We start from the raw sequence: 22,233 nt of genomic DNA, 5'->3' as shown, positions 1-22,233 counted from the left end.
TCAACCACCCTTCCCGAATGGCTAACCCCAACGACCCCGCTCTGCACTCCTGGATTGATATTGCCCCCGGCAGCGACTTTCCCATTCAGAACCTGCCGTTCGGCGTGTTTGAGACGGAGGAGCGAGGCCCGCGGCTGGGCGTGGCCATTGGCGAGTACGTGCTGGATCTGTACGCCGTGGCCCAGTTCGGCTTTTTTGAGGACCTGGAACTGGGCGCGAAGATGCCCAAGGTGTTCCGCCGCCGCTCGCTCAACCAGTTCATTGCCCTGGGCCGGCCAGTGTGGCGGGCCGTGCGCCAGCGCGTGTCGGAGCTGCTGCGCCACGACAATGCCTCCCTCCGCTCGGATGAGGTGATGCGCGAGTGCCTGCTGCGCCAGACGGAGGTGCGGATGCTGCGCCCCGTGAAGCCCCACAACTACACCGATTTCTACAGCAGCATCGAGCACGCCACCAACGTGGGCATCATGTTCCGCGACCCGGCCAACGCACTGCTGCCCAACTGGCGCCACATTCCCATCGGCTACCACGGCCGGGCCAGCAGCATCGTGGTGAGCGGCACCGATATGCGCCGGCCCAACGGCCAGCGCAAGGCCCCCGATGCCGCCGCGCCCACCTTCGGGCCGTCGCAGCAGCTGGATTTCGAGCTGGAAGTGGGCTTTATTGTGGGCCAGGGCACGCACCTTGGCGACACCGTGCCGATTCAGCATGCCGAGGACCACATCTTCGGGCTGGTGCTGTTCAACGACTGGAGCGCGCGCGACATCCAGAGCTGGGAGTACGTGCCGCTGGGGCCATTTCTGGGCAAAAGCTTCGGCAGCAGCATGTCGGCGTGGGTGGTGACGCTGGATGCGCTGGAGCCGTTCCGGGTGGCCGGACCGGTTCAGGAGCCCGAGCCGCTGCTCTACCTGCGCCAGCTGGATAAGCACAACTTCGACGTGCACCTGGAAGTGGATCTGCAGCCCGAAAACGGCCCGGCCACCACCATTTCGCGCTCCAACTTCGGGCTGATGTACTGGAGCATGGCCCAGCAGCTCACCCACCAAGCTTCCAACGGCTGCAACCTGCAGGTCGGCGACCTGTACGCTTCGGGCACCATCTCGGGCGCCACGCCCGACTCATTGGGCTCGATGCTGGAGCTGGCCTGGCGCGGCACCCGCCCCCTGCCCCTGGCCGACGGCTCGGAGCGCAGGTTCCTGCTCGACGGCGACCGGGTGACCATGCGCGGCTATTGCGAGAAGGATGGCCTGCGCATCGGTTTTGGCGAGGTAACGGGCAAGGTACTGCCGGCCCCGACGGTGTAGGCATAGTTTCTCGCGGAGGTGCGCGGAGGTCGTTCACTGCGAACCTCCGCGCACCCCTTGGGGGGGGTCAGCGAGAAAACCCGTCAGGCATTCGTGTAGGCCACGCTGAAGTGGCCGTGCCGGTGGCGCACCTTTGAGATGGAGCCGTAGTCTACATCAATCCGGAAGGCGTGGGCCAGCGGCAGACCCATACAGTGGCAGAGCAGGCTCCGGATAACGGCCGAATGACTGAACAGCAGCAGCGGCTCTTCACCAACCAAGGCTTCCTGAAAAAAATCGACGGCGCGAGTTTGCAACTGCTGAAACGTTTCGCCGCCGGGCGCGGGCACCTGCACGAAATCGGCCATCCAGGGGTTGAGTTCCGGGGCCGGTAGCGCATCCCAGGGCTGCAGCTCCCAGCGGCCGAAATCGTACTCCATCAAACGGTCATCAAGCTGAACGGGACCGGGAACCAGGGCTTCGGCCAACTGGCGGCAGCGGGTGAGCGGACTGGCCCAGGCCCGGTGCGGAGCGGCCAGCACCGGGGCCAGCCGAGCGCGCACAGCCGCCTCATCCTGCGGGTACGTGGCGGCCATGGGCACATCGGAACGGCCGTAGCAGATGCCGGCTTCAGTAGCCACGCGGGTGTGACGAATTAGGTAGATATCCATAGCGAAGAGCAGAAAAACAAGTAAATCACCACCTCAGCTACCTGCTGAGTGGCTCCCAGACAGTCGCCGGTGTAGCCGCCAATCCAGCGCTGGAAGAAGCGGGCCAGGTAAACCTTCACGAGCCAGAGCGGCAGCAGCACCAGCAGCGGCCACAGGCTGCGTAGCCACACCGCGTAAGCCAGTAGCGGCAGCAGCCCAAAGCCAAGACCAATGAGCAGTTCCGGCAGCCGCATCTTTTTGGCCACCGGCTTAGCTTTGCTGTCTTCATTGGCCCGCACGTACTCGTGGGTGAAGATGAAGGTAAGGGCAGTGGCCCGGCTCAGGGCGTGCGCCACCACCAGCAGCACGGGCAACGACCAGGGCGAAAACCCCGGCATATCTGCCAGACTTTTCAGGGCGCAGAATTTCATGGCGAGCAGCAGCCCCAGCCCGGCCGCGCCGTAAGTGCCCAGGCGGCTGTCCTTCATAATATCGAGGATACGCTGCTGGGTCCAGCCGCCTCCGAAGCCGTCACACACGTCGGCAAAGCCGTCTTCGTGGAAAGCTCCCGTCATCCAGATACTGGCTACCATACTCAGCAGCAAAGCAAGATCTACCGAAAAAAAATACTGCAGCCCCCCGAAGGCCAGGGCTGCCACCCCGCCCACCAGCCAGCCAATCAGCGGAAAGTACACGGTAGATTTGTTGAGCAGCTCCTCGGAATGGCCAATCCACCGGGGGCAGGGCACGCGGGTGTAGAACATGAGGGCCGTGAAAAACAGCTCTAGCTGCCGGCGCATCATACGGCAGGCGGGGTTACGGCCTGACTTACGCCGGCACTCTCGAACGATGCCATTTCCGTGAGAAAGCCCACCGCCGCTAGCAGCAGCGGATACGCCAGCGCGCAGCCCGTGCCCTCTCCCAGCCGCAGCCCCAGCTGTAGCAGCGGCCAGGCACCCAAATGGGCCAGCAGCCGTGCGTGCCCGGCCTCGTCGGACTGATGGCAGAATACGCAGTAGGCTAGTACCTCGGGGTGCAGCCGGGCAGCGGCCAGCAGGGCGGCCGTGGCAATGAAGCCATCTACCAGCACCACCATGCCCAAGGCGGCAGCCTGCAGCATAGCCCCGGCCATCTGTACCAGCTCGAAGCCCCCGCAAGCCGCCAGAATGTCCAACGGCTCAGTCAGATGGGCATGGGTTTCGGCGGCAGCGGCCAGCACGGCGGCTTTGTGGCGCAGCTGCGCATCATCGAGGCCGGTGCCACGACCCAGGCACTCGGCCAGCGGCAGGCCCGTGAAGCGGTGCATGAGCAGCGTGGCCGCCGACGTGTTGCCGATACCCATTTCGCCGCATCCCAGCACGTTGCAGCCAGTGGCCGCCACCTCACGCACCACGGCGGCCCCGGCCTCCAGGGCCCGGGTGCACTCCTGGGCCGTCATGGCTGGCTCGTGAAGGAAGCTACGGGTACCAGGCGCAATTTTCTGGTCGATGACGGTTGGATAATCGGCGAAGCTGCCAGCCACGCCGGCGTCTAGTATTTTCAGGGTAATACCGTGCTGGCGGCAGAACACGTTGATGGCCGCTCCGTTCTGCACAAAATTGAGCACCATCTGGTAAGTAACTTCGGGCGGATACTTGCTCACGCCTTCGCGGGCAATGCCGTGGTCGGCGGCGAATACCAGCAGGTGCGGCTGGTGCAGCGTCGGCGTTAGGGTCTGCTGAATCAGGCAGATCTGCCGGGCCAGGCCCTCCAGCTGCCCCAGCGCCCCAAGCGGCTTGGTTTTATGGTCGATTTTGTGCTGGATTGCGGGAGCCAGCGCCGGGTTGAGAGCAGGAATGGAGAACATGTCGGCGAAGGTACTAGCCACGGGGCGGGCGGGCAGCAGCGGCCCTACGTATTTCTCGCGGCCAGTTCCGCGCAAATACGGGTTTACCCGTTTCAGGAAAGGTTCCGACAACCTTACGCAGGGGGGGGAGTATTACCCAGCAGTCTTGTTATGGCCGGCCGCCTTCGTTTCTCGCGGCGCTTTTCCGGTGGGTGGCTGCAACCGGCTTTCTGTCCTTTCCCTGCTCCACAAAACCAACCTCAGTATGTTAGCTATGGATTACCGGGGCCCTAAAAGGGTCCGCGCCGTGCAAAAACCCATGCCGGAAATAAAGCACCCGCAGGATGCCATTGTGCGCGTGCTGCGCACCTGCATCTGCGGCTCCGACCTGCACCTCTACAACGGCAACGTGCCCGACACCCGCGTGGGCTCCACCTTCGGCCACGAGTTTGTGGGCGAAATCGTGGAAATCGGGGCCGATGTCACCAAAGTAAAAGTGGGCGACCGGGTACTGGTGCCCTTCAACATTGCCTGCGGCGAGTGCCACTTCTGCCGCCAGGGTATGTTTGGCAACTGCCACGAGTCGAACACCGAATCGACGGCCGTAGGAGCCATTTTCGGCTACTCGCACACGGCCGGCGGCTACAACGGCGGCCAAGCTGAATATGCCCGGGTGCCCTACGCCAACGTGGGTCCCACCATCATCCCGCCGGATATGGACCTCGACGACGCCGTGCTGCTCACCGACGTGGTGCCTACCGGTTACCAGGCCGCCGAAATGGCCGGCATTCAGACTGGCGACACGGTGGTGGTGTTCGGGGCCGGGCCCATTGGCATTGTGGCTGCCCGCTGCGCCTGGCTGTTTGGGGCCGGCCGCGTCATCATTATTGATCAGGAAGACTACCGCCTGGAGTTTGCCCGCAACTACTCCTACTGCGAGGCTTACAACTTCAAGGAAATGAATGACCCGGTGGTGTTCATCAAGAAGATAACCGACTGGATGGGCGCCGACTGCGTGATTGATGCCGTGGGCGCCGAAGCTGCTGGCAACACTATGCAGACCGTTACGGGCCGCAAGCTGCTGCTGCAGGCCGGCTCGGCTACGGCGCTGCACTGGGCCATCAACTCCGTGAAAAAAGGCGGCGTGGTGAGCATTGTGGGCGTATATGGCCCTACCGACAACTTGGTTCCGATTGGCAACATGATGAACAAGGGCCTCACCATCCGGGGCAACCAGACCTCGGTGAAGCGCCTGCTGCCGCGCCTGATCGAGCACGTGCAGAACGGCGTCCTCAACCCCAAGGGGCTGATTACGCACCGCATCCCGCTGGAAGACGTGGCTGACGGCTACCGCATGTTCTCCGCCAAGCTGGATAACTGCATCAAAACCGTGCTGATGCCCCCTACCGCCAACCAGTAACGCCTCGTCATCATGGAAAGTACTCCGAAGAACACCCCGAAAAATCCGCGCATCGACCCTAAGCAGATCAAAGGCTGGGGTATTGATGCCGACCCCAAAAACGACCCCACCTACCCCATGCGCCAGCGCATGAATGTGGGCCAGGACCCCGACAGTAAGCACCGTCCCGACCACCTCCAGCCGGAGGATACGGAAGTACTGCGCTCCATTGAGCGGCCCAATGTGTCGGCCGTGTTCGGCACGCCAGCCCCGCCAACCGGCCTGAGTGGCCTGATTCGGCGGGCCGCCTTCAAGTACAGCGAGAATGAGTACAAACACTGGCTGCCGCTGATTGTGGCCGACCGGGTAAACGTGGTGGAAGGCATCGTGGGCGACCTGGCCCACGGCAAGCTGCCCAACATCTGGGCCGAGAAAGGCTACGACATGGAGTGGAAGCACAACCGCACGGCTTTCATCACCAAGCTGGCTACCATCGGGGCCGTCACGGCCGGACTGGTAGTGTGGCTGTCCTCGGGGAAGAAAAAACCGACCAAAACGGTTAAGAAAGATTACCTGAGCCGGTTTTAACTGCCCGGTGCTTTTCTGACCATCCCTAACAAAAAAACACCTCAGCTTTCCAGCTGAGGTGTTTTTTTGTTGACAAGCCTTGTTGCCGGAAGCCTGCAGGTGCCAGCCTGCGGCCCGCTACTTCTTGCCTTTGATAATCTCCTCCACCACGGCCGGGTCGAGCAGCGTGGTGGTGTCGCCGAGGGAACTGGTTTCGCCTTCGGCTACTTTGCGCAGGATGCGCCGCATGATTTTGCCGGAGCGGGTTTTGGGCAGGCCGCTCACAATCTGAATCTTATCGGGCTTGGCGATTTTGCCGATTTCGGCCACCACCGTTTCGATGATGCTGGCTTCTACGTGGGCTTTGTCGGATTCCTTCTCGCAGGCCCCCTCGCGGCAGATGACGTAGGCGTAGATGCCCTGGCCCTTCACGTCGTGGGGGTAGCCTACCACGGCCGACTCCACCACGTTGGCGTTCTGGTTGATGGCGTTTTCAATTTCGGCCGTGCCGAAGCGGTGGCCCGATACGTTTATCACGTCATCCACGCGGCCGATGATGCGGTACAGGCCGTTGGCGTCGCGGCGGGCGCCGTCGCCGGTGAAGTAGTAGCCCGGGTACACCCCGAAGTACGTCTGCACGGCCCGCTCATGGTCGCCGTAGGTGGTGCGGATGATACCGGGCCAGCTCTGCTTGATGGCCAGGTAGCCTTCCTGGTCGTTGCCTTCGATTTCCTGGCCTTCCTGATTGAGCAGCACGGGCTGCACGCCCGGCAGCGGCAAACCGGCCCGGGCCGGTACCGAGGGCGTGATGCCCGCCAGCGCCGAAATCATGATGCCGCCGGTTTCCGTCTGCCACCACGTATCTACAATGGGGCAGCGCTCTTTGCCCACGTGGGTGTGGTACCAGTGCCAGGCTTCCTCGTTGATGGGCTCCCCCACCGAGCCCAGCACCCGCAATGAATCGAGCGAGTAGCTGAGTACGTTATCCAAAGGCGCGGCCATGAGGCTGCGGATGGCCGTGGGTGCGGTGTAGAAAATGCTGACCGAGTGCTTGTCAATCACCTCCCAGAAGCGGCCGGCATCGGGGTAGGTGGGCACGCCCTCGAACATGAGCGAGGTGCTGCCGGCCAGCAGCGGGCCGTAGAGCAGGTACGAGTGACCTGTTACCCAGCCAATATCGGCCGTGCACCAGTAGATGTCGTTTTCTTCTACCTGAAACACGTTGCGGAACGTGTAATCGGCCCACACCATGTAGCCGGCGGTGCTGTGCACCACGCCTTTGGGCTTGCCAGTGCTGCCCGAGGTATAGAGGATGAACAGTGGGTCCTCGGCGTCCATTTCTTCGGCCGGGCAGGTTTTGGCCACGCCCTCAGCTTCCTCGTGGTACCACACGTCGCGGTCGGCTTCCATCTGCACAGGCCAGCCCAGGTGCTCCACCACAATCACGCGGCGCACGGAGGGGCAGGTTTCCAGGGCCTCGTCTACCACCCGTTTCACCGGAATTTGCTTGGGGCCACGGTTCAGGCCATCAGAAGTCAGCACCACACTGGCCTGGGCATCGTTCACCCTATCGGCAATAGCAGTGGCTGAGAAGCCGGCGAAAATCACGGAATGTACCGCCCCGATGCGGGCGCAGGCCAGCACGGCAATGGCCAGTTCCGGAATCATGGGCATGTAGATGCACACCCGGTCGCCCTTCTCCACGCCGTTATTGTGCAGCACGTTGGCAAACTGGCACACCTGCTGATGCAGCTCGCGGTAAGTCAGGCGCAGGTGGCGGGTTTTGGTATCGTTAGGCTCCCAGATGAGGGCCAGCTTGTTGCCGCGCGTAGCCAGGTGGCGGTCCAGGCAGTTTTCAGTGATGTTGAGGCGGGCTCCGGCAAACCACTCGTTCTTGCCGGCGGCCATATCGGAGTTCAGCACTTTGTCCCACTTGCGGCGCCAGGTAAAGGGCGCGGCCACCGACGCCCAGAACTCTTCAGGGTGGTTGATGCTGAGATGGTAGGCTTCGTGGTAGCCTTCGATGCTACGGATGCGAGCGTGCTTGGCAGGGGTTTCGGGCATGGTTACGAAAGAGTGAAGTGGCAAAGTTGTAAAGTTTTTGGAATCAGCCCCCTTCCATCCCGGGGCAGTAGTCGAATTCGGGTTTCAGCGGGAAGCGGGTGGGTTGTCGAAGGCCTGACCAATGGCCCGCCGCTCCAGCACCTGCCGAATTTCGTCGAGGATGAGCGGGTCATCGATGGTGGAAGGTACGGTGAACGGCTCGCCGTCAGCCAGCTGACGCAGGGTTTTGCGCAGGATTTTGCCCGAGCGGGTTTTGGGCAGCCGCGCCACCACGGCCGCCTGCCGGAAGCAGGCCAGTGCCCCGATCTGCCCCCGAATCAGCTGGACCAGCTCCTGCTCCAGCTGGGGTTCATCGGGAGTCTGGCCATCTTTGAGCACTACCAAGCCTATTGGCACCTGACCGCGCAGCGCGCAGGCAATACCCAGCACGGCGCACTCGGCCACGGCCGGGTGGGCAGCCAGCAACTCTTCCATTTCGCCGGTGCTCAGGCGGTGGCCGGCCACGTTTATCACATCATCCACCCGGCCCATAATGTAGAGGTAGCCGTCCGCGTCGTGGTACCCCCCGTCGCCGGAGAAGTAATAGCCGGGAAACGTTTCGAGGTAGCTGCTGCGGAAACGGGCATCATCCTGCCAAAGGGTAGGCAGGCAGCCGGGCGGCAATGGCAGGCGCACGGCCACCAGCCCGGTGATACCACGCGGCACGGACTGGCCGGCCTCATCCAGAATCCGGACATCGTAGCCGGGCACGGGAAAGCCCGCCGAGCCGGCCTTGGGCGCAGGCATATCCGGGTAACCCACCAGCGTGGCCAGCATCGGCCAGCCCGATTCCGTCTGCCACCAGTGGTCTACCACGGGCACCCCCAGCGTACGACCCGCCCACTCGTACGTGGCGGGGTCGCACCGCTCCCCGGCCACAAACAGGTGGCGCAGGCTGCGCAGGTTATACTGCCGGGCCAGCGCGCCGGCGGCATCTTCTTTCTTGATAGCCCGAATGGCAGTGGGAGCCGTGAACAGCACCCGTACCTGATGGTCCTGCACCACGCGCCAGAAGGTGCCGGCATCGGGCGTCCGGACGGGTTTTCCCTCGAACAGCACCGTGGTGCAGCCGTGCAGCAAGGGGCCATACACACAGTAGCTGTGGCCCACGGCCCACCCAATATCCGAGGCGGCCCAGAACGTGTCGCCGGGCTGCACCCCATATATGGCGGCCATGCTGTACTTGAGGGCCACGGCGTGGCCGCCGTTGTCACGCACTACGCCTTTGGGTTTGCCCGTGGTACCGGAGGTGTAGAGGATGTAGAGCGGGTCGATGGATTCAAGGGGCACGGCGGCAACGGGCGCGGCCTGCAGCAGTGTCTGGTAGTCTGCATCGTGGGCGGCGGATAGCGCGGCTGGGCAAAAGGCGCGCTGCAGCACGACCACGGCAGCGGGCTGATGCACAGCCCGCTGCAGAGCAGCCTCCACCAGCGGCTTGTAGGGAATCACCTTGTCAAACTCCAGTCCGGCGGAGGCACAGATAATCACGCGGGGCTGGGCATCATCAATACGCACGGCCAGTTCGTGGGGCGCGAAGCCCCCAAACACCACCGAATGCACGGCCCCCAGCCGGGCGCAGGCCAGCATGGCCACCACCGCTTCGGGCATATTAGGCATGTAGATGATTACCCGGTCGCCGCGCTCCACGCCCAACTGGCGCAGGCCGCCGGCAAAACGGCTGGTCAGGTCCAGCAGCTCGCGGTAGGTATAGCGGCGCACCGTGTGGGTTACCGGCGAATCATAGATGAGGGCCACCTGGTCGGCACGGCTATTCTCCACGTGGTAATCGAGGCACAACCAACAGGTATTCAACTGCCCGCCCCGAAACCAATGGTAAAAACCGGTGGTGCTGTCCTGGCTCAGTACGGGCCGGGGCGGCGGCTGAAACCAGGCAAGCTGCCGGGCCTGCGCGTCCCAGAATTCTTCGGGGTCCTGCAGGCTGGCCGCGTGGTCGGCGGGGTAAGAGCGGGTGAGAGACATAGGCGGAGTGGGTGGGAAGGTGCGGGCAGTAACGCGGCGGAAGTCAGGTGGTGGGCAACAGCTCCCGCACTTTCTCCATGAGTTGACGGGTGCTGAAGGGCTTGGGCAGGTAGAGGTCGGCCCCGGCATCATACCCTTTCTGTACGTCGGCATCCTTGCTTTTGGCCGAGAGCATGATAACGCGGGTAGTCTGGCGGGCGGGGTGCTGGCGCAGGTGGCGGCACACCTGGTAGCCATCCACATCGGGCATCATAATATCCAGCAGCACTACATCAAAAGCTGCGTGGTCGATGGCCTCTAGGGCCTCGGTGCCGTTGCGGGCAATGCTGACCTGGTAGCCAGCCTTGCGCATCAGAAATTCCAGGGACATGACGATGTTGGGCTCGTCATCAACTATGAGAATGTGGGGAGAAGCAGGTTTCATAGCACATGGAAGGTTCAGATGGATGTTCCCGCAGAAGACGCGGAAGGTTTTTGAGTGGAAAATCCCGTCATGCTGAGCGGAGTCGAAGCATCTCTACAGCTTCGTTGCAATACTAACTGAGTAGCCCTCGGTAGAGATGCTTCGACTCCGCTCAGCATGACATGCCTTTTACTCCTCATTTTTTAATTCAAAACCGGTAGCTCGAAGGAAAACCTGGCCCCCTGCTCGGGGGCACTTTCCACCCAGATGCGGCCGGCGTGCAGTTCCACAATCTTTTTGGTGATGGCCAGGCCCAGGCCCGAGCCTTCGGGCTTGCGCATAGTCTGATGCCGGGCCTGAAAGAACTTATCAAAGATGAGCTGGTGGAACTCCGGGTCAATGCCTTTGCCATTGTCCTGCACCGTGATGCGCAGGGCCTCCGGCGAGGCCGTAGCCAATACTGCAATGCGGCCGGTACCATCGGCCCGGCACGATTTCACGGCGTTTGAGAGCAGGTTTACCAGTACCTGCATGAGCCGGTCCCGGTCGCCGGGCAGGGGCGGCAGGCCGGGCGGCACGGCCAGGTCCAAGTGAATGTGCTTGTCGCGCAGCAGCTGGCCCACGGCTTCCAGGGCGTCGGTTACCACGTCGGCCACATCTACCGGGACTTTTTCCAGCGTGGCCTTACCTGATTCGTACTTCTCCAGATCCAGCACCAGCGTAATGAGCCGGCTCAGCCGCTCCGATTCGCGGGTGATGGTGAGCAGAAACCGTTGCCGCTCTTCCTCTTCCAGATCGGGATTATCGGAGAGAATTTCGGACAAGGCCCGAATACTGGTGAGCGGGGTGCGCAGTTCGTGGGTGACGGTGTAGAGGAATTCGTCCTTATGCTGGTCGAGCTCCTGCAGCTGATCGTAGGCTTGCTGGAGCTGCTGGGTGAGCCGCTGGAGCTGCCGCTGCTGCTTCTGGAGCTGGCGGTTGGCTTCCAGCAGCTGCTGACTTTCCCTGAGAATTCCCACCACACTATCAAAGCTGATGTCCTCTACCCCTACCGAAGAGCGCAGCAGTAGCCTAGCCGAAGCCGGGCCGATGGAACCGGCCAGCAGCTTTTCGGCGTAGGCCAGCAGGCGCGGATCGGCTTGGGGCGGAGCCACTGAATCGGTGGCATGGGCTTCGGGAAAACGCTCCTGAAACGCCCGTAGCGCCTGGGTGGTGCGCTTTTTCCCGAGGAAGCCGGTGAGCAGGGCCCGCACATCGGGCAGGGCGGCGGCACTGTGCCAGCCGGTGGGTGCCTCGAAGCTGGTGCCATGCCGAAACACATCCACAAACACCTCGGCCTGCCGCTGCTCCAGCACCGAAGGCTGCCGCCCGAGCGACACGGCCACGTACAGCCCGAGGTTAAAAAACCAGCTCCAGAACAAGCCGTGCGACAAATAATCGAGCCCGGTTAGCCCGAACAACGCAAACGGCCGCAGCCAGCTCAGGCCAAACAGGCCCTGCGCCAGCAGGGTATCAGGCAGCAGATCGGGGCCGACCATAGTAGGCAGCACCAGGGTAAAGAACCACACCACAAAGCCCGCCAGAATACCGGCCGTAGCGCCTTGCCGGGTACCGCCCTTCCAGTAAAGCCCACCCAGTACTACCGGCGCAAACTGCGCCACCGCCGCAAACGATACCAGCCCGATGTTCACCAGCGGCAGCTGATGGCCCACGGCTGCATAGTACCCAAAGGCTAGCAGCAGCACCAGCACCACGGCCATCCGGCGGCTGTTGAGGGCCACCTGCCCCAGGGTGGCAAACCAGCTGGGCCCAGCGGCCCGGGCCGCGGGAATGCGCACCAGCAGCGGCATAAGCAGGTGGTTGCTCATCATCACGCTCAGGGCAATGGTTTCCACGATAATCATACTGGAGGCCGCCGACAACCCACCCAGGTAAATAAGCAGCGCCAGCCACGGGTGGCCCGCCTGCAAGGGCAGCGCCAGCACAAACGTATCGGCATCGAAGCGGCCGGTGGGGTCGAGCAGCCGGCCCCCAAACGCCAGCGGCAGCACCAGCAGGTTAATGATGATCAGGTAGAGCGGAAACAGCCACATAGCTTTGCGCAGGTGGTCCTCGTTCACGTTTTCCACCACCGATACCTGAAACTGCCGGGGTAGCAGCAGAATAGCCGTCATACTCAGCAGCAGCAGCGTAAACCACTGGCCCGGCGTGGTGCCGGCTCCGTCCAACGTAAACAGGCGGCGCAGGTCGGGCAGCGCGGCGGCCCGCTCAAACACATCAGCAAAGCCATTGAACAGGCCGTAGGTGACGAACAGGCCAGCTGCCAGAAACGCCACCAGCTTCACTAAGCTTTCCAGGGCCACGGCCAGCACCATACCCTCGTGCCGCTCGGTGGCCTCAATGGAGCGCACCCCGAAGATGATAGTAAAAAACGCCAGGGCTACCGTAGTGTAGAACGCCGAGCCGGCTGCCGCTGCCGCATCCTGCACCGGCAGGTTCAGGGACGCCACGTCGCGGGTCAGGATGTCGAAGGAAGCGGCAATGGCTTTGATCTGCAAAGAAATGTAGGGTACCACACCCAGCACGCACACCACCGTCACTAGGGCCCCCAGCCCGGCGCTTTTGCCGTAGCGGGCCGAAATGAAATCGGCAATGGAGGTAAGACGCTGGCTGCGGCAGATGCGGATGATTTTGCGCAGCACCAGCCAGGTCACCGGGGCCATAAGCGTGGGCCCCAGATAAATCCCGATGAACTCCAGCCCAAAGTGTGCGGCCCGCCCTACCGAGCCGTAGTACGTCCAGGCAGTGCAGTACACGGCCATGCTCAGGGCGTACACGTAGGGATTGCTCACCAGGCTGCGCCGCGCCGCCGACCGACGCTCCGCCGCATACGCCACCCCGAACAGCAGGACGAGGTACCCGAAGGAAAAGCCGATGACAAGCAGGGTGGGCATGCGGTGAATTTGTGAAGTGGTGAAGTGGCGAGCTGTTGAATTTGTGAAGTATGACCTGTCTGCACAGAGTGCGCAAGCAGAACGTCAATTCACTGCTTCACAATTTCACCTTAGCCAGCCATCCGGTTATCAGCACCAGCAGCGCCCAGACAACCAGCACGTAGAGGTACAGGACCGGAATGCCGGCTACGCGGCCATCGTGGTTGAACACAGCCAGGAAGGGAAAATTGAGCAGCACAGCAAACAGCACGGCCACGAACAGCAGCCGCTGGCCGCGTCGTTGCTCGGTTCGTTCCGGAGTCGGCGTAGAAGACATAGGCGTCAGGAAGAAAACTAAAAAGTGGCTACCTCATCTGCCAGGGCACTCATCTGCGAAAGATTTCGCACTACCTCTTTGAGCCAGCCCTTCCCTTTTCATACCAAAGTCCGCCGCACCAGCGGCGCAGCGGACTTTTAACGGTACCAGGCACTTGGCACCCGGTTACTAGTCCATGATGCGCACGTTGCGCACATCGCGCATGTAGGCCACCCCGATGAAGAAGCAGATCAGGGCGATGATGCAGGGGTACGCCAGCCCGATGAGGCTGCTGTGGTCTTTGGCAAAGGTGCCCTCCGGCTGGGTGGCGGCCCACACCCCAATCCAGGTGGCCACCAGCGGCACGAAGCCTCCGAAAACCCCATTGCCAATATGGTAGGGCACCGAAAGGGAAGTGTAACGTACTTTGGTGGGAAACAGCTCCACCAGGTAAGCGGCAATGGGCCCGTACACCATCGTCACGAACAGTACCAGAATAAACGTCAGCGCAATCATAGCGGGAATGTTCGGCGTCAGGGCTTTCATGACGGCAGGCACGGCTTTGCCAGCGGCATCCACGGTAGCGGGCGTAATTTCAGTGAGTGGCCCGGCAAATGCCTTGATACCATAGAACAGCGGAATGGTGAACAGCGCCCCGCAAATCATACCGGTCATAATAATGCGCTTGCGGCCAATACGGTCCGAAAGAGCCCCGAAATACACGAACAGCGGCGTGGCCAGTAGCATTGATACTACCAAAATAGTGCTGGAATCCACAAGGTCCATTTTCAGGGTGTTATTCATGAAAGAATAGGCCTGAAACTGACTGGTATAGAAGATTACGCCCTGGCCCATCGTCACCCCGAACAGGGCGATGAGCACCAGCCGGCGGTTTACAGGGTTCACGAAGGAGTCGCGCAGGGGGTTGGTGCTGGTGGTGCCGGCCGCTTTGGCCTTGGCAAACAATGGCGACTCATGCAGCTTCCGACGAATGTAGTACGAGGCAATAACCAGCAACCCCGACAGCAGGAACGGCACGCGCCAGCCCCACTCTTTAAAAGCTTCTTCACCCATTATTTTGCGGGTAATCACAATCACCGAGATACTCAGAATCAGCCCGCCTGTGGCAGTAATCTGGATAAAACTGGTGAAGTAGCCCCGCTTTTTATCGGGGGCATGCTCGGCCACGTAGGTGGCGGCTCCGCCGTACTCGCCGCCCAGCGCCAGGCCCTGCAGCAGGCGCAGCACCACCACAATCAGGGGCGCGGCAATGCCGATGGTATCGTAGCTGGGCACCAAGCCCGTCACGAAGGTGGCCCCGCCCATAATCAGCAGCGTAACTAGGAAGGTATACTTGCGCCCGATCATGTCACCGATACGGCCGAAGAACAGGGCCCCGAACGGCCGCACCACAAACCCGGCCCCAAATACAGCCAGCGCGCCCAGCAGGGAGTCTTCCAGCTTGCCCGTGGAGCCAAACAACACCGGCCCGATAATAGCGGCCAACGAGCCAAAGATGTAGAAATCGTACCACTCAATGACTGTACCCACCGAGGAAGCGGTAATCACCTGCCAGATTTTGCTGGTCGAAACGGCGTTGTTGTCGTGGGCCACGGCATCGTCGGCGACGGGAGTGCCACCCAGGGGCGTGGCGCCGGCGTAGGCGTCGCGCTGCGGTAAGTTCTGGTGCATGATGGGTGAGAAGTAAAGTGGGAAGATGAGTTATCGGTTGTGTGTTGCCAGTTGCCAACTGGCATCTGTAATGCTACAGGGCTACCTGCGTCTGGAGGGTGATTTCCGGCTTGTAGTTCACGTTGTTCACGTCCGTAAAATCGGGGCGGGCGCGGTAGTTGAGCGTGAATTTGGCGTTGTGGCCATCGACGTAGAAGTTGGCGCCGGCATCGAAGATGTTCACGTTCTTCTGCTCGCCGCTGCTGGTGCGCAGGCCCTCGTAGCCGGCCAGCAGGTGGGAGGCGTAGGGCTGCACCCGCAGTTTGGGGCCCAGCAGGCTTTTTGGCAGCAAATAGCCGGCCTGCACGTAACCTACGTTGCCGGTACCGGAGTGCGGCACAGCGTTGCCGCGGCGGGCATCGGTGCCCCAGCCGGGGTTGGCGGCCCCAATGAAGCGCACGTGGTTGGGGCCCATGTTATAGTTGTAGTACACGGCGTAGGCCGTGAAAGCGGTGCCGGTTTCCTTATTGATGGGCGTGTCAAAGAATGCGTCGACCGAGAACAGGGCAATGTCGTGCTTGTCGACCGGCACCGTATTGAAGGCGCTGGTGCCGGCCGCCGTAGTGGCGGCAATGCCCGCAGCATCCAGCACACTGTTGCTGGAGCGCGACACCATGCCGTCCTTATTGTAGAAGAAGCCGGCCCCGATGTTGAACACGCGCTTGGAACCCAGGTAGGTACCCACGTTGAACGGCAGCAGGTTGGCTTCCTGGTCCAGAAACTCATAGCTGGCGTAGCCCTGATACACATGGTTAGTGCCCTGCGGATTGTACTGCGCCGTGTTGGTACCCCGGTTCACAGCCGCGCTGCCCGTGCCCGTGGTGGTGCCCAGGCCCAGCGGCGTGCTGAACGCGCCGGTCTGGTTGGTCAGGAACGACTCGTTCACCGACAGCACGTAGTCCAGTTTGCCCACGCGGCCCTTGCCGTACACCCCAATGCCCCGCACGAACTGGTCGATGGCTTCAATGACGGGCCAGTTGGTAAGCGGCGCATCTAGCGTGAGGTAGTTGATGGTGCTGGAGCGCGTCATGCGCGAGAGGCCGTTCTGGTAGTGCATACCAGCTCCCAGGTTCAGGTACTTATTCACCTTGTACTCCACCACGGCCTCGTGCACGAACAGCTGGGGCTTTTTGCCATCCACCGTGGGGGCCGTGCCGCCGCTCACGGCCGTCTGGTTGTTGATACCGATGTGGGTGTACACCAGAAACCGCGGGTTCAGCTGCGACAGCACGATAAAGCGGGAGCGGCGCAGCGAGAAATCAATCTGATCAGACTGCGGTTTGCCGGGGGCGCGCAACGTGCCGGTGTTGTTTTCCGTGTAGCGCGTCCAGATCTGGTGCCAGGTGATGAAGCGAATGTACTTGGAGCCATCGGGCGAGATATTCACCTTCATGCCCGGCCCGTACGGAGCTGATTCCGTGGGAGGCGGAGCGGGAGCTGCCACCACCGGAACCGGCGCGGCGGGCGGCGGAGCCGGAGTCTCGGCGGGGGGCGGGGGGGTTACCTGGGCGGAGGCACCGGCGGCAGCCAGCAGCGCGCTTAAGGTGAGGGCGTAACGGGCTTTTTGCATGAGTGGGGTGGAAATCTGGGGAGTGGGAAGGTCAGCGAAAACCCCGCCGCCGCTGCCAGGGCGACGAAGTAGTAGCCCAAGTAGAAAAATCCCTGCCGCTACGCCACATTCCAACTATACTTCCGCTAAGCAGGTATAGCCTTACCCCTGTTTAAACCGTTCCCACTTGATCATCATGTATTTATCACCTAGCTCCGTTACCACCAACCCCGCTCCTTTCAGGTTTTCGGGCTTCTGAAAGAATTCTGCCAGTTCCTTTTGGTTCAGGATTTTATAGGTCGGGTGATACTCCGTCTGGCGCGGGGCCTTCATCCCGTACTTCTTCACCCAGTTCATTACCGATACATGGCTCACGCCCAGCAGGCGCTCAATTTCGCGGTAGCTCACGCCTTCCACGTACAGTTGCAATGCCTTAATTACGTAGTAGGGACTGGTTTCCTTGCCCGTTTTGGCCACCGAGTAGTGGTAGCCGCAATTCTTGCACTTGAACCGCTGCCGCCCGCCTACCACGCCGCTTTTGGTGGCTTCCATCGATTCGCACTTGGGACAACGCAGCTGGGACATGCAATGGTGAGTAAGGACTTACAGACAACCTATAGGTAATTAGTAAAGATATAGCATTTTAGCAAATATTACTTTGTCTCCCATACTCAACGCACAAGCATGAGGGCAATAAAGCATCGTCGCGGCACCTACTACCGGGATTACAAGAAGTTACGAGGCGGCAAGCGGCATCTGAGGCGGCTCCAGGCCGAAAGCACCTGGGTAGCCCCTTTCTCTATTGACACCCTGCTGGAGCATCAGTACTACTATGAAAAGCTGGGCTTGCACCCGTGGCACTGGCACCACCGGCAGCCGCCGAAGCAGGTGCGGCAACTGGCGACCCAGCATCTGCTTACGACCTTCTTCGTGTGGCAACCGGCCTTGGCTGCGCTAGCCGAACCAGTGTATACCGCCATATGGCTGGTAGAGCCGGAATTCGCACATAGCTCCCAGGTAGTAGCGGGAATCGGTGCAAGGGCAAACTACTACCGCACACTATTCGGAGAACCTGCCCCCGAAGGCCCACCCCTGCCGGCGGAATACTGGGAACTACCCGGCGCGGATAAGCTGACGTGGCAGACGTACCCCTGGGAAATACTGGTGGATTCGTTTGATTACCCCGACGGCTGGCCCGCCTGGGCCCTCGAAAAACCGCACAATCTCTATCAACCTGAGGATAACGACGAGTACCTGCTGGTACAAACCGGCTGGGTATGGGTGGGGCAGCTGGCCTGAGGTGTCTGGATAAGTGGATAGAACGTTATGCGTGGTCATCTCAGAAAACGGAATAAATGGCACGTTAAGGAATTTGACCAATGGGTAGGCCCAAAACTCAAGCGGTCAACTTGGCTACGATGGCTTTATGATAACTGTGGATAACGACGCCCAGATGGCGCAAATATTTGCAGAGGGTGACTTTGGAGATGCGCAGACGCTGGGCAATCTCATTGACACTCAGTTTCTGTTCCTTATAGATCTTCTCGGCCACAATGGCCGTGCGCTCGGCTTCTTCCGATAGTCTCCGTCGGCGGCCCCCAACGCGGCACGGCGCCCGAGCGGCTGCTAAGCTGACGTAGGTCCGTTCCTGGATGAGCTCTCGCTCGAATTCGGCCAGCGAGGCAAACAGGTTAAACACAAGCCGTCTCTGGGCGGAGGTCGTGTTAATGGCATCTGTAAGCGAGGCCAGCCCTACCCTTTAGAGTATGTTTGGGAATGTAAAAAGAACGTCACGCTTCATCTGGCGGCCGCCTGTCAAAGCATGACGGAAACGACATTTTCATAAATCCCTAAACACGCTCTTAAACTCCAGCTCGGCTACCATGCCCAGCGGGTGCTTGAGTGGGCGCCCCAGCCGATCTAGTTTATAGATATACACGGTCCGCCCTTTGCGCAAACTGGCCAGCAGGCGAGTGGCGTTACTACTTAACCAGTTGTCCCGATGCCACGGCCGTGCTCATCCGGGCTATTTGCCGCCACTGAACCATCGAAAACAGCCTGCATTGGGTGCTAGACTTCGCCTTCCACGAGAATGAGGCCCGCAGCCGCGACCGGGTAGCGACCTGAAACTTCGCTGTCTTGCACAAACTGGCTTTCAACTTCTTGCAGCAAGGAAAACCCCGAAAGTCTGCGAGCCCAACGACGTAACGCGGGCTGGAACGATAACTACATGACCCACCTCTTGACCTGCGCCCGACGAAACTGTCAACTTATTCAGGACAAGACAGTCGGTGAGGATGAGCAGGGACGGCACCATGAGCAGCAGCGGCAGCAACATGAAACGTTAGGCAAAGCCCCTGCTCGGCCCGGCCCGCACTATGCTGAATGTTAGTTGGCGGGCTGATTTCCGTCATGGGAGCTGGCATCAGGACCGGCAATCTTGCAGCAGCTTCACCTTCTCCCTTGTCTCATGGATGTCAGTCTGCAATTTCTCGGTGCCGCCCACTGCGTCACGGGGTCCAAGTACCTGCTCACCCTCGATGGCAGTGGCGACATGCCCGGTGCGCCCGGCGGCCGGCGCCAGGTGCTCATCGATTGCGGCCTGTTTCAGGGGCTGAAGGAGCTACGGCTGCGCAACCGGGAAAGTTTGCCCTTCGACCCGGCCGGGCTGGCGGCCGTGGTGCTCACCCACGCCCACATCGACCACAGTGGCTACTTGCCCAAGCTGGTGCGCGACGGGTTCCGGGGCCGCATCTTCTGCACTGAGCCCACCGCCGACCTGCTCAGCATCATGCTTCTCGACTCGGCCAAGCTGCAGGAAGAGGAAGCGGCCTTCGCCAACAGGAAAGGCTACTCCAAGCATCACCCTGCCCAGCCCCTCTACACCCAGGCCGATGTGCAGCAGGTGCTGCCGCTGGTGGAAAGCGTGGCCTACGACGCCCCCCTTACTTTCCTCGAGGGTTCCCTCACGCTCACGTTCCGCGAGGCCGGCCACATCCTGGGCTCGGCCATTGCGGAGCTGGGCGTGCAGGGCACCACCCAGCGCAAGCAGCTGGTATTCAGCGGCGACCTGGGCCGCTACGACAACCCCGTGATGCACGACCCGGCGGCCATAGGGCAGGCCGATGTACTGCTGGTGGAATCCACGTACGGCAACCGCGAAACGCGCATCGAAGACCCCGAGGCCGAACTGGCGCGGGTGGTGAACGAGGCTCTGGGCCGGGGCGGCGTGCTGCTAGTGGCGGCCTTTGCCGTAGGCCGCACCCAAACGTTGCTCTACTACCTCAAAAACCTGCGCGCCGAGGGCCGCGTGCCTCAGGTGCCGGTGTACGTGGACAGCCCCATGGGTATTCGGGTGTCGGATTTGTACCCGCGCCACCCGGCGGCGCACCGGCTGGGTCACGGCAACGTGTTCGACTTTCCGGGGCTGCACTTCGTCACGGAAGCCCCGGACTCGAAAGCGCTTAATGATAAAGCCGGCCAGGCCATCATCATCTCGGCCAGCGGCATGTGCACCGGCGGGCGCATCGTGCATCACCTCTACCACCGCCTGCCCCGCCCCCAGGACACGCTGCTGCTCATCGGCTACCAGGCCGAAGGCACCCGCGGCCGCCGCCTGCAGGACGGCGAGTCGGAGGTGAAGATGTTTGGCGAGCTGGTGCCGGTGCGCTGCCACGTCGAGCACCTAGACGGCTTCTCGGCCCACGCCGACCGTGGAGAGCTGCTGCGCTGGCTAAGCAACTTCCAGCAGCCGCCCAAGCGCACCTTCGTGGTGCACGGCGAGCCGGAAGCCGCCGGAGCCCTGGCCGAAACGCTGCGCCAGGAGCACCACTGGCCCAACGTGAAAGTACCCGACTACCTGGAAGCCGCCCGGTTATTCGAGGGCATCTAGCAAGACCATTCCGCCCGCATTAACCCTGATGCGACTCCCTAGCTTTCGACTTGGATTGTATGAAAACGTCCGTCTTATCCTGGCTATTGGCTTGCCTGAGCTTCACCGCCGGGCAGGCCCAAACCCCGCCCATAGCCCCGCCGCACCCCTTGCCGGCGGCCGGCCTGCTGGTGATTTCGCACGTCAATATAGTGGACGTGGTGCGCGAGTACGTGCTGGAAGACCGTACGGTGGTGGTGCGCGACGGCTGCATTGAGTCGGTGGGCAAGCAGGCGCCGACGGGGCGGGCGGTGCAGCGCCTTAACGGCCGCGGCCTGTACCTGGTGCCGGGCCTCTGGGACAGCCGCGTGTGCGTGCTTGATGCCGCCGCCGACGTGCAAGCCCTGCCGCTATACGTAGCTTACGGCATCACCAGCATCCGCGACCAGAGCACCGGGCGGCCCCGCGCTGAGCTGCTGGCTATAGTGCGCGCCCTGGAAAGCGGCCAGCAATCCAGCCCCCGCATCGAGCTGGCCGGGGGCGTGGTGGATGGCCCGAACGGGGCCGGCCGGCACCGGGCCGCCACCCGCGCAGAAGGCCGCGCCCAGGCCGAGGCGCTGTTGCAAGAGGGCTGGCGCGGGCTCACGACCACCGTGCAGCTCCCGCGCGAGGCCTATCTGGGGGTAGCGGAAGCCGCCCGTACCTGGCACGTTCCGTTGGTGGGGCCCATCCCCGAAGCAGTGCTGGCCCTGGAAGCCGCCTCAGCCGGGCACCGCTGGATAGAGGGTACCGATAAGCTGCTGCTGGGCTGCTCTACCCGCGAAGAGGAACTGGCGGCGGCGCGTGCCCACTCCCTGGCAGGCTCCCAGCCGCTGGGTGATCTGCCGGCCCGGATTGCGGGACAGCAGAAAGCCATTGCGGCCTCTTTCAGCCTGGCGCGCTGCCAGGTGCTGGGCCAGGCGCTGGCCCGGCAGCAAACCGTAGTGATACCGATGCTGCTAACCGGCGCCGCGCAACAACACCGGGACCTTACTCCCAACGATGCGCGCCTGCGCTACGTGCCCGCCGCCGTGCGCCAGCAGTGGGCGGCCGCCGAGGCCCGCCGCCCCGCCGAGGCGGCCCACGCCATCGACTCTTTGCGGCGCCGGATGGTGGCGGAGTTTCAGCGGCTGGGCGTGCCGCTGATGGCCGGATCCGGCGCGGGTGGGCCGGTACCCTACGTCTTTCACGGCGCAAGTCTGCTCGATGAGTTGGATTGCCTGGTGGCCGCCGGCCTTAGCCCCGGCCAGGCCCTGCAGGCGGCTACCGTTGTGCCCGCCATAGCCGCTGGCCACCGCTTCGACCTAGGCCAGATTGCGCCCGACTACCACGCCGACCTGCTGCTGCTCGAAGGCAACCCGCTGGAGGATATCCGCAACCTGCGCCGGGTGCGGGCCGTGGTGCTGCGCGGCCGGGTGCTCAACCAGAGCGCGCTGGCCGCGCTGGCCGCCGACGCCGCACGGTCCGCGCAGCTCGCCCGACCCGAACCGGCAGCGTCGACTCACTAGCGTATTTGGGGAGTTGTCGTGCTGAACTTGCCGAAGCGCGACAACTCTCAGGATATACTCTGAGCTGCTACTCATTCTC

At 62.2% G+C, this 22,233-nt stretch carries 17 protein-coding genes and 1 pseudogene; 6 read left to right on the top strand and 12 right to left on the bottom strand.

Annotated elements, in window-relative coordinates; all coding sequences use genetic code 11:
* Positions 1–17 precede the first annotated feature (17 nt).
* On the top strand, positions 18–1,301 hold the full coding sequence (gene fahA, locus HSW_RS10925) for a fumarylacetoacetase (RefSeq protein WP_044001954.1): 1,284 nt from the start codon (positions 18–20) through the stop codon (positions 1,299–1,301).
* Between the two features lie 83 nt (positions 1,302–1,384).
* Here the strand turns inward: fahA and cobC are convergent, their stop codons facing one another.
* Genes cobC through cobT form a run of 3 tightly spaced genes read right to left on the bottom strand, consistent with a single transcriptional unit; the run spans position 1,385 to position 3,887 of the window.
* Entirely contained in the window at positions 1,385–1,951 is a 567-nt protein-coding gene (cobC, locus tag HSW_RS10920; protein ID WP_044001953.1) for an alpha-ribazole phosphatase family protein, read from the bottom strand.
* Entirely contained in the window at positions 1,936–2,733 is a 798-nt protein-coding gene (locus HSW_RS10915) for an adenosylcobinamide-GDP ribazoletransferase (protein ID WP_316931425.1), read from the bottom strand. The genes cobC and HSW_RS10915 overlap by 16 nt, the downstream gene beginning before the upstream one ends.
* On the bottom strand, positions 2,730–3,887 hold the full coding sequence (cobT, locus tag HSW_RS10910) for a nicotinate-nucleotide--dimethylbenzimidazole phosphoribosyltransferase (RefSeq protein WP_316931424.1): 1,158 nt from the start codon (positions 3,885–3,887) through the stop codon (positions 2,730–2,732). The genes HSW_RS10915 and cobT overlap by 4 nt, the downstream gene beginning before the upstream one ends.
* Before the next feature lie 133 nt (positions 3,888–4,020).
* On the opposite strand from cobT, the gene HSW_RS10905 reads away from it, so the two are divergent.
* Both HSW_RS10905 and HSW_RS10900 read left to right on the top strand, forming a co-directional pair.
* Positions 4,021–5,175 carry a zinc-dependent alcohol dehydrogenase gene (locus HSW_RS10905; protein ID WP_044004539.1) on the top strand — a complete coding sequence of 385 codons (1,155 nt, stop codon included), beginning with the start codon at positions 4,021–4,023 and terminating at the stop codon, positions 5,173–5,175.
* A 12-nt stretch (positions 5,176–5,187) separates the two neighbouring features.
* Positions 5,188–5,742 carry a hypothetical protein gene (locus tag HSW_RS10900; RefSeq protein WP_044001951.1) on the top strand — a complete coding sequence of 185 codons (555 nt, stop codon included), beginning with the start codon at positions 5,188–5,190 and terminating at the stop codon, positions 5,740–5,742.
* A 117-nt stretch (positions 5,743–5,859) separates the two neighbouring features.
* Here the strand turns inward: HSW_RS10900 and acs are convergent, their stop codons facing one another.
* The 8 genes from acs to HSW_RS10860 form a co-directional block, all read right to left on the bottom strand.
* Complete coding sequence (gene acs, locus HSW_RS10895; RefSeq protein ID WP_044001950.1) at positions 5,860–7,785, bottom strand: acetate--CoA ligase; 1,926 nt, start codon at positions 7,783–7,785, stop codon at positions 5,860–5,862.
* 84 nt (positions 7,786–7,869) lie between these two features.
* On the bottom strand, positions 7,870–9,804 hold the full coding sequence (locus HSW_RS10890; protein WP_044001948.1) for an AMP-binding protein: 1,935 nt from the start codon (positions 9,802–9,804) through the stop codon (positions 7,870–7,872).
* 43 nt (positions 9,805–9,847) lie between these two features.
* Positions 9,848–10,228, bottom strand: a complete 381-nt coding sequence (locus HSW_RS10885; RefSeq protein WP_044001947.1) for a response regulator transcription factor — start codon at positions 10,226–10,228, stop codon at positions 9,848–9,850.
* Between the two features lie 182 nt (positions 10,229–10,410).
* Positions 10,411–13,161: a sensor histidine kinase gene (locus HSW_RS10880; protein ID WP_044001946.1), complete on the bottom strand. Its 2,751-nt coding sequence runs from the start codon at positions 13,159–13,161 to the stop codon at positions 10,411–10,413.
* A gap of 97 nt (positions 13,162–13,258) precedes the next feature.
* Positions 13,259–13,477, bottom strand: coding sequence for a hypothetical protein (locus HSW_RS10875; protein ID WP_044001945.1), 219 nt, complete (start codon positions 13,475–13,477; stop codon positions 13,259–13,261).
* A gap of 168 nt (positions 13,478–13,645) precedes the next feature.
* Positions 13,646–15,148, bottom strand: a complete 1,503-nt coding sequence (locus HSW_RS10870; protein WP_081768369.1) for an MFS transporter — start codon at positions 15,146–15,148, stop codon at positions 13,646–13,648.
* A 73-nt stretch (positions 15,149–15,221) separates the two neighbouring features.
* Positions 15,222–16,757 carry a hypothetical protein gene (locus HSW_RS10865; RefSeq protein WP_044001944.1) on the bottom strand — a complete coding sequence of 512 codons (1,536 nt, stop codon included), beginning with the start codon at positions 16,755–16,757 and terminating at the stop codon, positions 15,222–15,224.
* Positions 16,758–16,898: 141 nt separating this feature from the next.
* Positions 16,899–17,321, bottom strand: coding sequence for an IS1/IS1595 family N-terminal zinc-binding domain-containing protein (locus HSW_RS10860; RefSeq protein ID WP_044001943.1), 423 nt, complete (start codon positions 17,319–17,321; stop codon positions 16,899–16,901).
* Between the two features lie 99 nt (positions 17,322–17,420).
* On the opposite strand from HSW_RS10860, the gene HSW_RS10855 reads away from it, so the two are divergent.
* Positions 17,421–18,035 carry a hypothetical protein gene (locus tag HSW_RS10855; RefSeq protein WP_044001942.1) on the top strand — a complete coding sequence of 205 codons (615 nt, stop codon included), beginning with the start codon at positions 17,421–17,423 and terminating at the stop codon, positions 18,033–18,035.
* Between the two features lie 97 nt (positions 18,036–18,132).
* Here the strand turns inward: HSW_RS10855 and HSW_RS10850 are convergent.
* Positions 18,133–18,702: pseudogene (locus HSW_RS10850) on the bottom strand (recombinase family protein).
* 504 nt (positions 18,703–19,206) lie between these two features.
* Between HSW_RS10850 and HSW_RS10840 the strand changes: the two are divergent.
* Both HSW_RS10840 and HSW_RS10835 read left to right on the top strand, forming a co-directional pair.
* Positions 19,207–20,628 carry an MBL fold metallo-hydrolase RNA specificity domain-containing protein gene (locus tag HSW_RS10840; RefSeq protein ID WP_044001940.1) on the top strand — a complete coding sequence of 474 codons (1,422 nt, stop codon included), beginning with the start codon at positions 19,207–19,209 and terminating at the stop codon, positions 20,626–20,628.
* Positions 20,629–20,687: 59 nt separating this feature from the next.
* A complete protein-coding gene (locus HSW_RS10835) occupies positions 20,688–22,154 on the top strand; it encodes an amidohydrolase family protein (RefSeq protein ID WP_081768367.1) in 1,467 nt (488 codons plus the stop codon).
* Positions 22,155–22,233: the final 79 nt, after the last annotated feature.

Origin of the sequence: Hymenobacter swuensis DY53 (genome assembly GCF_000576555.1) — a bacterium.
In the GTDB taxonomy this organism is placed as follows: Bacteria; Bacteroidota; Bacteroidia; order Cytophagales; family Hymenobacteraceae; genus Hymenobacter; species Hymenobacter swuensis.
The sequence above is the reverse complement of the archived record's forward strand: the minus strand, read 5'-3'. Positions and strand labels throughout refer to the sequence as shown.

Bases quoted from the DNA above. Each gene is read 5' to 3' on its own strand.
- cobC (WP_044001953.1), bottom strand. From the start codon at position 1,951: ATGGATATCTACCTAATTCGTCACACCCGCGTGGCTACTGAAGCCGGC.
- HSW_RS10870 (WP_081768369.1), bottom strand. From the start codon at position 15,148: ATGCACCAGAACTTACCGCAGCGCGACGCCTACGCCGGCGCCACGCCC.
- HSW_RS10915 (WP_316931425.1), bottom strand. From the start codon at position 2,733: ATGATGCGCCGGCAGCTAGAGCTGTTTTTCACGGCCCTCATGTTCTAC.
- HSW_RS10890 (WP_044001948.1), bottom strand. From the start codon at position 9,804: ATGTCTCTCACCCGCTCTTACCCCGCCGACCACGCGGCCAGCCTGCAG.
- HSW_RS10840 (WP_044001940.1), top strand. From the start codon at position 19,207: ATGGATGTCAGTCTGCAATTTCTCGGTGCCGCCCACTGCGTCACGGGG.
- fahA (WP_044001954.1), top strand. From the start codon at position 18: ATGGCTAACCCCAACGACCCCGCTCTGCACTCCTGGATTGATATTGCC.
- HSW_RS10880 (WP_044001946.1), bottom strand. From the start codon at position 13,161: ATGCCCACCCTGCTTGTCATCGGCTTTTCCTTCGGGTACCTCGTCCTG.
- HSW_RS10835 (WP_081768367.1), top strand. From the start codon at position 20,688: ATGAAAACGTCCGTCTTATCCTGGCTATTGGCTTGCCTGAGCTTCACC.
- HSW_RS10855 (WP_044001942.1), top strand. From the start codon at position 17,421: ATGAGGGCAATAAAGCATCGTCGCGGCACCTACTACCGGGATTACAAG.
- HSW_RS10875 (WP_044001945.1), bottom strand. From the start codon at position 13,477: ATGTCTTCTACGCCGACTCCGGAACGAACCGAGCAACGACGCGGCCAG.
- HSW_RS10900 (WP_044001951.1), top strand. From the start codon at position 5,188: ATGGAAAGTACTCCGAAGAACACCCCGAAAAATCCGCGCATCGACCCT.
- HSW_RS10905 (WP_044004539.1), top strand. From the start codon at position 4,021: ATGTTAGCTATGGATTACCGGGGCCCTAAAAGGGTCCGCGCCGTGCAA.
- HSW_RS10865 (WP_044001944.1), bottom strand. From the start codon at position 16,757: ATGCAAAAAGCCCGTTACGCCCTCACCTTAAGCGCGCTGCTGGCTGCC.
- HSW_RS10885 (WP_044001947.1), bottom strand. From the start codon at position 10,228: ATGAAACCTGCTTCTCCCCACATTCTCATAGTTGATGACGAGCCCAAC.
- acs (WP_044001950.1), bottom strand. From the start codon at position 7,785: ATGCCCGAAACCCCTGCCAAGCACGCTCGCATCCGTAGCATCGAAGGC.
- HSW_RS10860 (WP_044001943.1), bottom strand. From the start codon at position 17,321: ATGTCCCAGCTGCGTTGTCCCAAGTGCGAATCGATGGAAGCCACCAAA.